This window comes from Paraburkholderia flava (assembly GCF_004359985.1).
Lineage (GTDB): Bacteria > Pseudomonadota > Gammaproteobacteria > Burkholderiales > Burkholderiaceae > Paraburkholderia > Paraburkholderia flava.
Genome location: NZ_SMRO01000001.1, coordinates 1,332,553 through 1,346,725, shown reverse-complemented (window position 1 = coordinate 1,346,725; position 14,173 = coordinate 1,332,553). Strand labels below are relative to the sequence as shown.

The following is a 14,173-nucleotide window of genomic DNA, read 5'->3' as shown; positions in this document are numbered from 1 at the left end:
TCAAGTAACGCGGGAAAGGTTGTCTGACGGAACAGCCTGCGCTGCAAAACGATCGATCGCGAATGCGTCGAGCGGCGTGGTACTTGCACCGTCGACGACCATTTCGGCGAGCACTTCGCCGACGCCCGGCGCGAGCAGAAACCCGCCGCCGGAAAAACCGAATGCGTGAAGCAGACGTGGCACGTTGCGGCTCGCGGCGATCACCGGGTTGTGATCGGGCGTGCAGCCTTCGACACCGCTCCACGTACGAATCAACAATGCGTCGCGCAGTGCGGGCAGCAGCGCGCACGCGTCGCGCATCACCGCGCGCGTCGTCTCGGTCGACGGCTGGCCGTACTCGGCGTCGCCATGTCCGCGTCCGCCGCCGATCACGCAGTTACCGCGCTCGACCTGGCGTGCGTAAATGCCGCCGCCATAGACGCCGAGGTTGTGCGTGATGAACGGCGGCAACGGCTCGGTGACCCACATGTTCGGGTAGATCGGTTGCATCGGGATCGCTTCGCCGAAGCGTTCCGCGATGGTGTTCGCCCACGCGCCCGACGAATTGATCAACCAGTCGGCGCTTGCGCTCAGCTCGCCGTGTTCGCCTGCGCGCAGCTGGAAGCGTGTGCCGTCGTGAATGACGTCGATGAGCGGTGTCTGTTCGCGCACGTCGGCACCCGCTGCGCGAGCCGCACGTGCGAATGCGGGCGACACGAGACGCGGATTCGCGTGGCCATCGGTTGCGCATAGCGAACCCGCGAGCGCCGCTTCGCCGAGCCACGGATAACGCTGCCGGAACGCGGCGCCGGTAATCAACTGCAGATCGAGACCATGCTCGCGTGCGAGAACGGCATACGCTTCGAGCGCGGCAAGATCGGCTTCGCTACGCGCAAGTCGCAAATGACCCGACACGACGAATTCCCCGTCGATGCCGATCAGTTCCGGCAACCGGTCCCACACGCGGCGTGCACGCAGCGCGAGCGGTAGTTGTTCGGCGGGGCGTCCCTGGCAGCGCACGCCGCCGTAGTTCACGCCGCTCGCCTGCGCGCCGCAGAAGCGTCGCTCGAACAATCCGACGCGCAAGCCCCGCCGCGCGAGTGCCAGCGCCGCCGATGCGCCGACGAGCCCGCCGCCCGCGATCGCGACGTCGTAGTGCAAGGCTTCACTCATCGCGTGCCTCTTCGGGAATCGAGGTCACGCCTTCGGTGTAGAGCATCGGCGACATCGGAATCGGTTTGATCGGTGCCTGGCTGCGCAGGCGGCCCACCGCGTCGAGCGGTCGGCCGGTTTCTTCGGCGAGCAGTGCGGCCGCTGCTTCACCGCACATGCGGCCCTGGCAGCGGCCCATGCCGATGCGCGTCAGCGCTTTCAGTCGATTGATCTCGTTGGCTTCGCCTGCTCGGATGCATTGGCGCAGTGTGCCCGCATCGACTTCTTCGCAGCGGCAGACGGTCATGCTGTCGGGCCAGCGCGAAGCGCAGCGTGCGGGCGGCGCGAATGCGGCTTCGATGCCTGCGCGAAAAACCGCGATGCGTTGCAGGCGACGTTCGAGTGTCGCGGCATCGGGTTGATCGGGGACCGGCTGCGCTGCGATGCCAAGGTCGTCGAGCAATGCGAGCGCGACGCGGCGTCCTGCCGCTTCTGCCGCATCTGCACCGGCGATGCCTGCGCCGTCGCCGGCCAGATAGATGCCGCGCACCGAGCTGCGTCCGTGTGCGTCGAGTTCCGGCAGCCAGCAGCGATTGAGTTCGTCGAAACGGAAGCGGCAGCCCGCGAGATCCGCGAGCTGCGTTTCGGGACGCAGCCCGAAGCCGATACCGATCGCGTCGCAATCGAGCGTCTGCACCACTGCATCGCCTTCACTACGACGCCACGCGATGCCGGTAACGAACTGCTCGCCGCGCACTGCGTCGAGCGTGACGCCACGTTCGATCCGCACACCATGCGCCTTCAGCCAGCCGACGTAGTAGAGCCCTTTCGCGAACGTCGACGGTAGCTGTGCGAGCTTTGGCGTCGCGGCGATCTGCTGCGACCACGCGCTCGTGTCGAGCACCGCGGCGATCTGCGCGCCGGCCTTCGCATACTGATACGCGACCAGATACAGCAGCGGCCCGGTTCCGGCGAGCACCACGCGTCGGCCGATCGCGCAGCCCTGCGACTTCAGCGCAACCTGCGCACCACCGAGCGTGTAGACGCCGGGCAATGTCCAACCCGGCAGCGGCAGCACGCGATCGGTCGCACCACTCGCGACGATCAGATGCGTGAACGGCACACGTGCTTCGCGGCCTGCGTGCAACGTGTCGAGATGACCGGGTTCGCAAGCCCACGCGAGCGTGTCGGGACGATAGTCGAGCTTTGGCAGCAGCTCGGCCATCGTCGTGTGCAATGCGTCGGCCTTGTGCGCTTCGAAACCGTACAGCGCGCTTTTCGGCCGCGAGAACGCGCCTCTTATCGGTGGCTGGCGATAGATCTGGCCACCCCAGCGCGCGTTCTCGTCGATCACGATGGGGGCGAGACCGGCTGCGACCAGGGTTTGCGCCGCGCGTACGCCTGCGGGTCCAGCGCCGACGATCACGATGCGTGCCGTGGACGTCATTCGCCTGCTCCTACACCAGAGACACGTGTGACGATGCGCATGCCTTCGGTCAGCACAGTCGAACACGCACGCACACGTGTGCCATCCTCAGTGCGCACCCAGCAGTCCTGACACGCGCCGATCAGGCAAAACCCCGCACGCGGTTCACCGCTGAATTCGCTGGCGCGCACGCTACGTCGCTGCATCAAGATTGCTGTGAGGACAGTATCGCCGGCAAGTGCCGCAGCAGGCTCGTCGTCGAGCACAAACGCAAGCGGCGCACGCTGCGTTTCAGCGACGCGGACGAACTGCGCGCCCACAGAGGAACCTATGGAAGAAGACATCAGTGTTGGCCGATCAGAATGCGGTTGAGTCCATACACGCGATCGAGCAGCAGCATCGCGCCTGCGGTAATGAAGATCACGAGCGCCGACACCGACGCCATCATCGGATCGATCGATTCGGTCGCGTACATGTACATGCGGACCGGCAGCGTCACCGTCTGCGGCGACGTGACGAAGATCGACATCGTCAGCTCGTCGAAGCTGTTGATGAACGCGAGCAGCCAGCCGCCGGTGATGCCGGGGATGATCAGCGGCAGCGTGACGCGGCGGAACGCGGTCCAGCTGTCCGCGCCGAGCGAATACGCGGCGTGTTCGATGCTGCGGTCGAGCCCGCTCACCGACGCGAGCACGAGCCGCATCACGAACGGCGTGATGATGATCATGTGCGCGAGCACGAGCCACACGAACGAGCCGGTCGCGCCGATCAACGCGAAGAAGCGCAGCAGCGCAATGCCGAGCACGAGGCCGGGAATCACGAGCGGCGACAGCAGCAGCCCGTTCAGGAAGCTACGGCCCGGAAAGCGCGCGCGACCGATTGCAAGACTGGCGGGCAGCGCGACGATCAGCGACAGCGTCGCCGACGCGAACGCGAGCCTCAGGCTGTTGAAAAACGCGCTGATGAAATCGGGGTAGTCGAGGATCGCGCGGAACCAGCGCAGCGAGAAACCATGCGTGGGCAGCGTCAGCGTTTGATCGGGCGTGAACGCGACCAGCACGACGATCGCGAGCGGCGCGAGCACGAACAGGATCACGAGCGTATGGAAGGCGATGGCCAGCGGGCCGTTCTTTCTCATCGTGGGCCCCTAGCCGATGCTGCGTGCGTAGCGACGCTCGAGCACGCGGTAGTACGTGAGCATCACGATCAGATTCGCCGCGAGCAGCAGCAGCGCGATCGTCGCGCCGAGCGGCCAGTTCAGCGAGCCGAGGAATTCGTCGTAGACGGCGGTGGCCGCAACCTTCAACCGGCGTCCGCCGAGCAGGCCGGGAATCGCGAACGCGCTAGCAGACAAGCCGAACACCATCAGGCTGCCCGACAGAATGCCGGGCATCAGCTGCGGCAGCACGATGCGTCGCAGCGTCGTCGCAGGCGAGGCCATCAGCGACAGCGCGGCGTTTTCCGTCTGCGGATCGATTTTCTGCAGCGACGTCCACACGGGGATCACCATGAACGGCAGCATCACATGGACGAGTGCAATCACGATCGCGAACGTCGTGTATTCGAGCTTGTACGGTCCGAGTCCGAACACGCCGAGCGCGTGATTCACGAGGCCGTCGGTGTTGAGCAGCATGCTCCAGCCGAACGCGCGCACGACGACCGACACCAGCAGCGGCGCGAGGATCACGAGCAGGAACAGCGAGCGGTACGGGTCGCGCATTTTCGACAGCACGTACGCTTCCGGCGCACCGATCGCGACGCACAGCGCGGTGGTGAGCGCGGCGATGCCGAAGGTGCGCGCGAAGATCGTCTGGAAGTAGCCGGACGTCAGCACCTCGACGTAGTTGCCGAACTGGAACGCGGCGATCGGGCCGCTTGCGGGATCGAAGCGGTAGAACGTCAGTACGAACGTCATCGCGAGCGGCACGAGCACGAGTACCGCGAACAACGCGAACGCAGGCGCGCACATCAGCCACAGCGGCAGGTACGCATGCCACGGCGCGCGCGGTGCCGCCGTGCGACTGGATGCGGGCAGCGCGCTAGCCATGAACGACCTCGCGTTGAATGAAGCGGATCGCGTCGCTGTTCCAGTCGATGCCGACCGGCGCGCCCTCCGCAAGCGGCTCGTTGCCTTCGTTCTGGCAGCACACCAGCACTTCGCCGAGCGTGCTGTCGACGCGATACAGCCACTGGCTGCCGAGGAAAAAACGGCTCGTCACGGTCGCGGACAGCCGGCCGCTGCCGGGTGCGCACAGGCGCAGCTTTTCCGGCCGGATGCACAGCGTGACCGTATCGCCGACGTTCACCGCGCGCTCGCGCATCGGTAGCTGCGCAGTGCGGCCGGTTTCGGCGAGATCGTGACCGAGGTCGATGCAGATCGCGTCGCCGTCGCGCGCGGTGATCGTGCCCGCGAGCATGTTCGCCTTGCCGATGAACTGCGACACGAACAGATTCTCGGGGCGTTCGTACGCGTGATACGGCGTGTCGATCTGCGTGATGCGTCCCGCTTCCATCACGACGACGCGATCGCTGATCGACAGCGCTTCCGATTGATCGTGCGTGACCATGATCGTCGTCGTACCGATCTTGCGTTGAATGGTGCGCAGTTCGAACTGCATGTCCTCGCGCAGCTTCGCGTCGAGATTCGACATCGGTTCGTCGAGCAGCAGCACTGGCGGCGCGATGACGATCGCCCGCGCAAGCGCGACGCGTTGCCGCTGGCCGCCTGACAGTTCGCGCGGAAAGCGATGCGCGAGTGTATCGAGCCGCACGAGCGAGAGCGCTTCGCGAATCCGGTCGGTGCGCTCGGCCTTGTCGACGCCGCGCATTTCGAGTCCGAAGCTGACGTTCTCGGCGACGCTCATGTGCGGGAACAGCGCGTAGCTCTGGAACACGACGCCGAGTCCGCGGCGGTTCGGTTTCATCTGCGTGATGTCGCGGCCGTCGAGCGAGATGCGGCCGCGCGTTGCGTCGACGAAGCCGGCGATCATCTGCAGCGTCGTGGTCTTGCCGCAGCCCGATGGGCCGAGCAGCGACACGAACTCGCCTTTTTCGACCGACAGGTTCACATCGACGACCGCATACAGGTCGCCGAACGATTTGGTCAGATCCGTGAGCGTGAGGAACGACATGGGGAGGGGTCCTTCGATGCGCGCCGGCGAGTTACCGGGCTTCACTGGAACCGACTCTAGCCAGCCAAATTGTGGGGCGTCAATTTGGAATTCCATCAAATGAGAGAAAACTGAGAAAAATTCCGGTAAATGGAACGAATGGCGAAGTCGATGCGGATTGATTCCGTCTGGGTAGATTCGGGTTAGCCCTGATTTCTCCGAAAAATATGGAAGAAGACCGCTGAGCCGGCTCTTGATCGCCAGAGAGAATGCCGTGCTAATCTTCCATTCAATGGAATGAAAGGGACAAAAACGATGGCGACTGCCACTCAAGAGAAACCGGAAGACGCAGCCGCGCCAGGGCCCGGAATGATGCAGCGCGCGTTCGCGGTGCTGCGCGCGCTGGCCGGCATGCAGCAGGACGGCGCGCGCGTCACGCGGCTTGCGAAAGCGGTCGGGCTCACGCAGGCCACAGTTCATCGCATCCTGCAGTCTCTGATCGTCGAAGGGATGGTCGAACAGGACGAGCAGTCGAAGCTGTACCGGCTGAGCGTCGAGTTCTTCGCGCTCGCGGCGCAGGCAGGCAATCCGAACGGGATGCGCACGCTGTGCCGGCCCGCGCTGCTGCGGTTATGCGCGAGCCTCGGCGACACGATCTTCCTGCTCGCGAAAAGCGGCTTCGATGCGGTCTGTCTGGATCTGTGCGAAGGGCCGTTCCCGATCCGCTCGTTCACCGGCGACATCGGCGGGCGGGTTGCGCTCGGCGTCGGGCAGGGCAGTCTCGCGATTCTCGCGTTCCTGCCGGAAGCGGAGCGCGAAGAGATCATCCGCTACAACGTGCCGCGTATTCGCGGCTACGGTGTGCTCGACGAAGTGTTTTTGCGCACGGAGATCGAACGCGTGCGGCAGCTCGGTTACGCGGGTCGTAGCAGCGGGTTGCTCGACGGGATGGCGGGGGTCGCGGTGCCGGTGCTCGATCGCACCGGCACCGCGGTCGCCGCGCTGAGCGTGGGCACGCTCGCGTCGCGGCTCGGCGACGACCGTCTGCCGATGGTCGTCGAGCTGCTGCGTCGCCAGGCCGATGCGATCGGTCCGCAGACCAATCCGTTCGACGCAGCGCTGCGCCGGCCGATGCAGGCGATCGTCCCGATTGCCACGGGCACCTCGGGAACGATCGGCTGATCGTGCTGCTTAGAACACCTTGATCGGCACGTTGACCACGAGCCGGTACTCCATGTTGTTGCTGTCGGAGTAGTGCGCCTGCGCGACGTGCCACATCGCGATGAACGTGATCTTCGTGTCCTTGAAGCGGCCGCTTTGCAGCGTATAGCTCGGGATGAAACCGATCTCGTGATGGCGGCCGTGCACCGGTTCGCCGTTCTTCCAGTACAGATCGTGGAACGGGCTCGACGTCGATGCATTCGCCGCCGCTTCCGCCGATGCATCCGCACCCCAGCCCGTCAGGCCCCACAGCATCGCCTTGAAGCCCGGCACGCCGAGGTACTTGCCGTCGACCGAATAGCGCAGCTGCAGCGACTTTTCATGCGGCGCGTTGTAGTCGACGTCCATCGAGTTGGTCAGATAGATGCCGTTGGTTTCGTTCACGTAGTCGAAGAACTGATCGCCGAGCACCTGCTGGAAGCCGAGCAGCAGCGAATGCGCGCCGTGCTGCGCGGAGATCGACAGGCTGTACGCATTGCTGTTGATGTGGCCTTCGAGCGAATCGCCGGTGTCGTGCGTCGAGTAGATGTTCGCGAGGCCGGTCCATTTGATTGTCGACGGGTCGCCGATCGACTGCGTGACCGATGCGAAGTACTGGCGCCACACGTTGTCGGCCTGGTCCGCGTACAGCGACAGCGTGCCGTTCGGCGCGTAGTCCCAGCTGCCGCCCACATAGCTCAAGCGGTTGAACTTCACGCCGCCGTACGACGTCGTCATCGAGCGCAGATAGGTCTCGCCGCGTGCGTTGGTTTTCGTGAAGCTGCCGGCTTCGATCGACATGTCTTTCACGTCCTTGCTGACGAGCGACACGCCGAGGAAAGTCGGCGGCAATGCGCGGTTATCGTGCGGTTCGAGGAACGGGTTGGCCACGATCTGCAGACCGTACTTCACAACAGTTTCCGAAATGCGTCCCTTGATGTCATACATACCGGGGTACGCCCACGCGAGCTGGTTCGAACCGCCGCCGCCCGGCGACACGTGCACCATGTTGCCCGCACCCTTGCCGCCGTCGAGCTTCAGCGCACCGAACAGCGACGCATCGACGCCCAGGCCGATAAGCCCCTGCGTATAGCCCGATTCGTAGTTCGCCTGCACGCCCTGAATCCACGCGTGACGATGCAGCGTGTCCTTGATCTCGAGGTAATCCGAGTAGTTGCGGAATTGCAGGTTCAGGTGGCTGTCGGCGATGAAGCCGTTGCTCTTTGCCTGGCTCGATGCTGACGCGGGCGCGGACGGCAGCACGGTCTGCGTCGCTTCGGCATCGACCACCACGTTGTTTGTGCCGACCGGCGCGGACTGCGCGACCTGTGCGCTTGGTACAGGCTTCGTGTTTGTGCTCGACGGTACGGCATCGTCCGCATAAGCGCTGCACGTTGCGGCGAGTGCAGTAAGCGCGGGCACGCCGAGCGCCAGCCAGCTTCGTTTCGAGTGATTCGACGGTGTCAGGGTAATGTTCATCAAAGTCTCTTTTTGTGTTTGTGAGTCTTTGGCTGGCGGTCGGCCAGTCCACGCGTTTGCCCGTTCTGTTATCGCAGGACGAGCGTCTCCATCGACGCGGCGGTCGGCCGTGTCGGGGAAAGGGGGGAAGCAGGGGAACGCTGCGGCAGCGTGGTGCCGCAGCGGTCTAGCGACGGCTAGCTAGCGCTAGCCGGTGCCGACGCGTATGCACGCAACGCGTGCAGTGGTCGCGCCGCGCACGAGCGGCAGCGGTGTCTCGCTGGCGCATGCGTCGATTGCATCCGGGCAGCGGTTGCGGAACGCGCAGCCCGACGGCGGCGACAGCGGCGATGGAATCTCGCCGCGCAGCAGCAGGTGGCTGCGGGCGCGTTCGATCTTCGGATCGGGCACGGGCACCGCAGAGAGCAGTGCGCGCGTGTACGGATGCGTGGGCGCACCGTACACATCGTGACGCTCGCCGAACTCCATCACGCGGCCGAGGTACATCACGAGCACGCGCTGGCTGATCGCCTTCACGACCGCGAGATCGTGCGCGACGAACAGCAGCGACAGCTGCAATTCGCGTTGCAGATCGCGCAGCAGGTTGACGATCTGCGCCTGGATCGATACGTCGAGCGCGGACACCGGCTCGTCGCAGATCACCAGTTGCGGTTCGCCGACGAGCGCGCGCGCGATGCCGATGCGCTGGCACTGGCCGCCGGAAAATTCATGCGGATAGCGGCGCAGGTGCTGCTCGTTGAGCCCGACGCGTTCGATCATCGCGAGCACGCGACGGCGTACCTCTTCGCGACCGATGCCGGGACGATGCGTGATCAGCGGCTCGGCGACGATCTGCGCGATCGTCATGCGCGGGTCGAGCGACGCGAGCGGATCCTGGAAGATCATCTGCACGTCGCGGCGCAGTTGTGTGGTGTCGCGCTTCGTGTGACGGCCGTCGCTTTGCACGGTCTCGTTGCCGAGCCACTGCACGCCGCCTTCGGTGACCGGCGTGAGGCCGACGATCGCGCGCGCGAGCGTCGACTTGCCGCAACCCGATTCACCGACGAGCCCGACCGTTTCGCCGCGTCGCACGTCGAACGACACGCCGTCGACGGCACGCAGCGTGGCCTTGCCGGACCACGGCAAGCCGCCGCGCGACACGCGGAAATGCACCTTCAGATCGTTGACCGATAGAAGCACGGGTGCGGTGCTGGTCTGTTGGGCGGTCGTCACAGCGCCTCCACGATTTCGTTGACGGGGCGGTGGCACGCGCGACGCGTGCGGTTCTGCGCATCGAGCGCGGTCAGTACCGGCGGCACCGTGCGGCAGACGTCGCGCGCGAACGTGCAGCGTGCAGCGAATGCGCAGCCGTCGCCGGCCTGGCCGGGCAACGGTGGATTGCCGGGAATCGTGCGCAGCGGGGCGCCGTGATCGTCGGTGAGACGCGGTAGCGCGTTCAGCAGACCGATCGTGTACGGATGCGTCGGCGAGGCGAACAGCGTTTCCGCCGGCGCCTGTTCGACGGTACGGCCCGCGTACATCACCATCACGTCGTCGCACAGTCCGGCGACCACGCCCATGTCGTGCGTGATCAGCACGATCGCGGTGCCGCGCTCGCGATTCAGCTCGCGCAGCAGTTCGATAATCTGCGCCTGCACGGTGACGTCGAGCGCGGTGGTCGGTTCGTCGGCGATCAGGATCTCGGGCTCGGACAGCAGCGCCATCGCGATCATTACGCGCTGACGCATGCCGCCGGAAAACTCGTGCGGGTACATGCCGATGCGACGTGCCGCGTCCGGGATGCGCACCGTTTCGAGCGCTTCGATCGCGCGGCGTTTCGCTTCGCGACGCGTCGTGCCGCGATGCAGCTGCAGCGTTTCGGTCATCTGCCGTTCGATCGTCAGGAACGGATTGAGCGACGTCATCGGGTCCTGGAACACCATCGCGATGCGGTCGCCGCGAATGCGGTTCAGCGCGGCGCTGTTCATCGCGAGCAGATCGTCGCCGCGATAGCGCGCTTCGCCGGACACCTGGCCGTTCGATGCGAGCAGCCCGAGTAGCGCCATCACGGTCTGACTCTTGCCCGACCCGGATTCGCCGACGATGCCGAGCGTGCGGCCCGCATCGAGCGAAAAGGACACGCGCTGCACAGCGTCGACCGGCGCCCCTTCGCGGCGCGTGAAGCGCACGCTCAGGTCTTTGACTTCGAGGAGTGCCATGTCAGCGGTCCTTCGGATCGAGTGCGTCGCGCAGACCGTCGCCGACGAAGTTCACGCTGTACAGCGTCGCGCACAGCATCAGCGCGGGAGCCAGTAGTAGCCACGGCATCGATTCGAGCTTCTGCGCGCCGTCCTGGATCAGCACGCCCCAGCTCGTCATCGGTTCCTGCACGCCGAGGCCGAGGAACGACAGCACAGATTCGGTGAGCACGATGTTCGGCACGGTCACCGTCGCATAGACGACCACCACGCCGATCAGGTTCGGCACGATGTGACGCGCGATGATCGGCCGCGAGCCGACGCCGATCGCCCGTGCCGCATCGACGAATTCGCGCGAGCGCAGCGACAGCGTCTGGCCGCGCACGACGCGCGCCATGTCGAGCCACGAGAACGCGCTGATGGTCAGCACGACGAGATAGAACGCGCGGCCGAACAGCGTCATCATCAGGATCGCGATCAGCATGTAGGGGATCGCGTACATCATGTCGACCACGCGCATCATCGCGGTGTCGACGCGGCCGCCGAGATAGCCGGCGGTCGCACCCCATGCGACGCCGAACAGTCCCGAGACCAGCGTGCCGAGCAGGCCGACTTCGAGCGACACGCGCCCGCCGACCAGCGTACGCACCAGCAGATCGCGGCCGAGTTCGTCGGTGCCGAACCAGTGTGCGTTCGCCCACGTGGGCGGCAGGCTGATCGCGGACCAGTCGCTGTTGATCGGATCGTTGGGCAGCAGCCACGGACCGGCGACGCACGCGATCGCGATCAGCAGCAGGATCACGAGACCGACCATCCCCGCGCGGTTGCGCACGAAGCGTAAGCAGGCGGTGGCGAGCGGACTGCGCGAGTGCGACGGTGCGACGGCGTCCGGCGGCGCGTCGAGAGCAGGAGAGAGACGGCTCATGAGATCAGTACCGGATGCGCGGATCGAGCCACGCATACGCGAGGTCGACCAGCAGGTTGAACAGGATCGCGACGACGGTGGTGAGCACGACGAGACCGAGCACCAGCGTGTAGTCGCGGTTGATTGCGCCGTTCACGACGAGTTGCCCGAGCCCCGGCAGCGCGAACACCGACTCGGTGACGACCGCGGCGGTGATCGACGAGATGCATACCGAACCCATCAGCGAGACGACCGGCATCAAGGCGGGCTTCATCGCGTGACGCAGGATGATGATGCGCATCGGCAGACCTTTCGCACGCGCCGTGCGGATGAAGTTGCCCGACAGCACTTCGATCAGGCTGCCGCGCATGACCCGCGCGATCGCCGCGACGTTGATGAAGACGAGCAGCACGATCGGCAGCACGCGGTAGTGCCATTCGCCGTTGCCCCAGCCGCCGGCAGGCAACAGGCCGTGACCTGCCGACCCCTTCAGCAGGATCGCGAAGACCCATACGAGTACCGGGCCGAGCACGAACGGCGGGATCACGTTACCGATATTGCCGAGCACCATCACGCCGTAGTCGATCACGCTGTCGCGCCGGACGGCCGCAATCGTGCCGAGCAGCACGCCGATCACGAACGCGATCGGCACCGACACGCCGCCCACGCCGAGGCTCACCGGCAACGCGCGCAACACCAGGTCGTTGACCGACCAGTCGACGTAGCGGAACGACGGCCCGAGATCGCCGTGCAGCAGCGAGTTCAGATAGAACAGATACTGGCGCCACAGCGGCAGATCGAGGTGGTACTTCGCGTTCAGGTTGGCCATCACGGCGGCCGACAGATGCTTGTCGGTGTCGAACGGGCCGCCCGGAGTCAGATGTAGCAGCAGGTAGCACGCGGTGATCACGGCGAGGATCGTCGGGATCGCCCACAGCGTGCGCCTCAAGGTGTACGCCAGCATGACGGGGGACTCCTCAGCTCAGTGCTTGAGCAGGTACAGGTCCTGCGACGCGCGCATGTCGATGTAGTTGGTCGACTGGTAGCCGCCCACATACGACTTCACGAGCCGGTCCGCCGAATACTGGAACAGCGGAATGATCGGGTAGTCGTTCATCGCGAGGTCGTGTGCCTGCGTGAGCAGTGCGGTGCGTTTCGCGTCGTCGAGCTGCTGGTTGGCCTGCGCGATCAGCGCGTCGACCTTCGGGTTGCAATAGTGCTGGTCGTTTTGCACGCTGCCGCAGCGGATCAGATCGAAATAGGACATCGCGTCGTTGTAGTCGACGAACCAGCCGTCGCGCGATGCCTGCACCTTGCCGTCATGACGCTGCTTGAGCAGCACCTTGTATTCGACGTTATCGAGCTTCGCGGTGACGCCGAGCTTGGTCCGCCATTCGGACGTGACGAAGAGCGCCACCTTTTTATGCAGGTCGTTGGTGTCGTACGTGAGCGTGAAGGTGAGCGGCTTCGCGTCCGAGTAGCCGGCCTGCTTCAGCAGGTTGCGCGCGTAGTCGACGCGTTTGGCCATCGGCCACGACGCCCAGTCGGGCGTAAACACGCCTGCACCCTTGGTGCCTTTCACGATCAGGCCGTACATCGGCTGTTCGCCGGCCTGCGTGAGCTTCGAGGTGAGCAGGTCGCGATCCACCACCATCGACAGCGCCTCGCGCACGCGCTTGTCCTTGAAGGCGGGGTCGTTGTTGTCGAGACTGTAGTAGTAGGTGGCGATCTGCAGGCCAGTACGCAGTTCGCTACCGAACTGCTTCGAGACCTGTGCATAGATACCCGACGGAATCGAGTAGGTGTAATCGAACTGGCCTGCCTGGTACATGCGCATCGCGGTTTCGTTGTCTTCGATCGGCAGGTACGTCACCTTCGAGATCACCACCTTCGGCGCATTCCAGTAGTGGCTGTCCTTCGTCATCACGATGCGGTTGTTCGGCTGCCAGTCGGTCAGCGTATAGGGGCCGTTGCTGACCATGTTGCCCGGCCGGGTCCAGGCGTCGCCGAATTTCGTCACCGTCGCGCGATCGACCGGAGCCATCGGCCCCATTGCCGCGAGCTCGGGGAAGAATGCGGCGGGAACATCGGTGGTGACTTCGAGCGTGTAGGGATCGCTCGCTCGCACGGCAAGGCTCGACGGTTGCATCTTGCCCGCGATGATCTCCTTCGCGTTCTTCACGAACTCGACGAGGATCGTGTACTTCGAACCGGTTTTCGGATCGACGACACGCTGCCACGCATACACGAAGTCCGCTGCGGTGACCGGCTGGCCGTTGCTCCACTTCGCGTCGTGACGCAGCTTGAATACCCATGTGTCCGGTCCGGTCCGCGTCCACGACTGCGCCACACCCGGTACCACCGCGCCGCTCGCGTCGATGCGCGTCAATCCCTCGAACAGATCGAGGCCGACGGTGTTGCCGTTCCACGATTCAATGTGTGCGGGGTCGAGCGATTCGACTTCGCCGCGCACCTGGCGCGTGATTTCCTGGCTCGCGGCGAGCGTGACGCCGGACGGTACCGTGACAGCGCCGGCGGGAGCGGATAGGGCAAGGACGAGCGCGGTCAGCGCCGTCGCGAAGGCGGACGTTTTTTTCATGAGTGAGATCGCAGAGGAAGTGTGGAAAGGACTACCGGTGCGCGGCACGCGCGCCCGGTTATCTGCTGCGGGGCCGGGGTGGCCCCTGTTGTCTGTCCAGCATGCAGGAATCCTTACAAATCGTAACGCAGGCATTCCGTTCGATGC

13 protein-coding genes are annotated in these 14,173 nt (G+C 65.0%); 1 reads left to right on the top strand and 12 read right to left on the bottom strand.

The genetic code is table 11. The annotated features are described in order from the left end of the window. Genes E1748_RS05920 through E1748_RS05895 form a run of 6 tightly spaced genes read right to left on the bottom strand, consistent with a single transcriptional unit; the run spans window position 1 to window position 5,688 of the window. Entirely contained in the window at window positions 1–1,152 is a 1,152-nt protein-coding gene (locus tag E1748_RS05920) for an NAD(P)/FAD-dependent oxidoreductase (protein WP_133646195.1), read from the bottom strand. Further along, complete coding sequence (locus E1748_RS05915; RefSeq protein ID WP_133646194.1) at window positions 1,145–2,578, bottom strand: FAD/NAD(P)-dependent oxidoreductase; 1,434 nt, start codon at window positions 2,576–2,578, stop codon at window positions 1,145–1,147. Before E1748_RS05915 ends, E1748_RS05920 begins: the two co-directional genes overlap by 8 nt. Then, window positions 2,575–2,901, bottom strand: coding sequence for a (2Fe-2S)-binding protein (locus E1748_RS05910; protein ID WP_133646193.1), 327 nt, complete (start codon window positions 2,899–2,901; stop codon window positions 2,575–2,577). The genes E1748_RS05915 and E1748_RS05910 overlap by 4 nt, the downstream gene beginning before the upstream one ends. After that, on the bottom strand, window positions 2,901–3,695 hold the full coding sequence (locus E1748_RS05905) for an ABC transporter permease (protein WP_133646192.1): 795 nt from the start codon (window positions 3,693–3,695) through the stop codon (window positions 2,901–2,903). The genes E1748_RS05910 and E1748_RS05905 overlap by 1 nt, the downstream gene beginning before the upstream one ends. 9 nt (window positions 3,696–3,704) lie before the next feature. Next, window positions 3,705–4,604 carry an ABC transporter permease gene (locus tag E1748_RS05900; RefSeq protein WP_133646191.1) on the bottom strand — a complete coding sequence of 300 codons (900 nt, stop codon included), beginning with the start codon at window positions 4,602–4,604 and terminating at the stop codon, window positions 3,705–3,707. Beyond that, window positions 4,597–5,688: an ABC transporter ATP-binding protein gene (locus E1748_RS05895; RefSeq protein ID WP_133646190.1), complete on the bottom strand. Its 1,092-nt coding sequence runs from the start codon at window positions 5,686–5,688 to the stop codon at window positions 4,597–4,599. Before E1748_RS05895 ends, E1748_RS05900 begins: the two co-directional genes overlap by 8 nt. A gap of 294 nt (window positions 5,689–5,982) precedes the next feature. Here E1748_RS05895 and E1748_RS05890 point away from each other — a divergent pair, with 294 nt between their 5' ends. Next, a complete protein-coding gene (locus E1748_RS05890; protein WP_240766340.1) occupies window positions 5,983–6,849 on the top strand; it encodes an IclR family transcriptional regulator in 867 nt (288 codons plus the stop codon). A 9-nt stretch (window positions 6,850–6,858) separates the two neighbouring features. On the opposite strand, the gene E1748_RS05885 is transcribed toward E1748_RS05890, so the two are convergent. The 6 genes from E1748_RS05885 to E1748_RS05860 form a co-directional block, all read right to left on the bottom strand. Continuing rightward, window positions 6,859–8,346 carry an OprD family outer membrane porin gene (locus tag E1748_RS05885; protein ID WP_133646188.1) on the bottom strand — a complete coding sequence of 496 codons (1,488 nt, stop codon included), beginning with the start codon at window positions 8,344–8,346 and terminating at the stop codon, window positions 6,859–6,861. A 186-nt stretch (window positions 8,347–8,532) separates the two neighbouring features. Further along, window positions 8,533–9,558, bottom strand: a complete 1,026-nt coding sequence (locus E1748_RS05880; protein WP_166653508.1) for an ABC transporter ATP-binding protein — start codon at window positions 9,556–9,558, stop codon at window positions 8,533–8,535. After that, window positions 9,555–10,544, bottom strand: a complete 990-nt coding sequence (locus tag E1748_RS05875; RefSeq protein ID WP_133646187.1) for an ABC transporter ATP-binding protein — start codon at window positions 10,542–10,544, stop codon at window positions 9,555–9,557. Before E1748_RS05875 ends, E1748_RS05880 begins: the two co-directional genes overlap by 4 nt. A gap of 1 nt (window position 10,545) precedes the next feature. Beyond that, entirely contained in the window at window positions 10,546–11,448 is a 903-nt protein-coding gene (locus E1748_RS05870; protein WP_133646186.1) for an ABC transporter permease, read from the bottom strand. A gap of 4 nt (window positions 11,449–11,452) precedes the next feature. Then, on the bottom strand, window positions 11,453–12,391 hold the full coding sequence (locus E1748_RS05865) for an ABC transporter permease subunit (protein WP_133646185.1): 939 nt from the start codon (window positions 12,389–12,391) through the stop codon (window positions 11,453–11,455). Between the two features lie 18 nt (window positions 12,392–12,409). Next, complete coding sequence (locus tag E1748_RS05860; RefSeq protein ID WP_133646184.1) at window positions 12,410–14,026, bottom strand: peptide ABC transporter substrate-binding protein; 1,617 nt, start codon at window positions 14,024–14,026, stop codon at window positions 12,410–12,412. Window positions 14,027–14,173 lie beyond the last annotated feature (147 nt).

What these genes read in the sequence shown, in the direction of transcription:
- E1748_RS05875 (WP_133646187.1), bottom strand. Translation starts at nt 10,544, where the DNA reads ATGGCACTCCTCGAAGTCAAAGACCTGAGCGTGCGCTTCACGCGCCGC.
- E1748_RS05905 (WP_133646192.1), bottom strand. Translation starts at nt 3,695, where the DNA reads ATGAGAAAGAACGGCCCGCTGGCCATCGCCTTCCATACGCTCGTGATC.
- E1748_RS05860 (WP_133646184.1), bottom strand. Translation starts at nt 14,026, where the DNA reads ATGAAAAAAACGTCCGCCTTCGCGACGGCGCTGACCGCGCTCGTCCTT.
- E1748_RS05895 (WP_133646190.1), bottom strand. Translation starts at nt 5,688, where the DNA reads ATGTCGTTCCTCACGCTCACGGATCTGACCAAATCGTTCGGCGACCTG.
- E1748_RS05885 (WP_133646188.1), bottom strand. Translation starts at nt 8,346, where the DNA reads ATGAACATTACCCTGACACCGTCGAATCACTCGAAACGAAGCTGGCTG.
- E1748_RS05865 (WP_133646185.1), bottom strand. Translation starts at nt 12,391, where the DNA reads ATGCTGGCGTACACCTTGAGGCGCACGCTGTGGGCGATCCCGACGATC.
- E1748_RS05910 (WP_133646193.1), bottom strand. Translation starts at nt 2,901, where the DNA reads ATGTCTTCTTCCATAGGTTCCTCTGTGGGCGCGCAGTTCGTCCGCGTC.
- E1748_RS05900 (WP_133646191.1), bottom strand. Translation starts at nt 4,604, where the DNA reads ATGGCTAGCGCGCTGCCCGCATCCAGTCGCACGGCGGCACCGCGCGCG.
- E1748_RS05920 (WP_133646195.1), bottom strand. Translation starts at nt 1,152, where the DNA reads ATGAGTGAAGCCTTGCACTACGACGTCGCGATCGCGGGCGGCGGGCTC.
- E1748_RS05890 (WP_240766340.1), top strand. Translation starts at nt 5,983, where the DNA reads ATGGCGACTGCCACTCAAGAGAAACCGGAAGACGCAGCCGCGCCAGGG.
- E1748_RS05870 (WP_133646186.1), bottom strand. Translation starts at nt 11,448, where the DNA reads ATGAGCCGTCTCTCTCCTGCTCTCGACGCGCCGCCGGACGCCGTCGCA.
- E1748_RS05915 (WP_133646194.1), bottom strand. Translation starts at nt 2,578, where the DNA reads ATGACGTCCACGGCACGCATCGTGATCGTCGGCGCTGGACCCGCAGGC.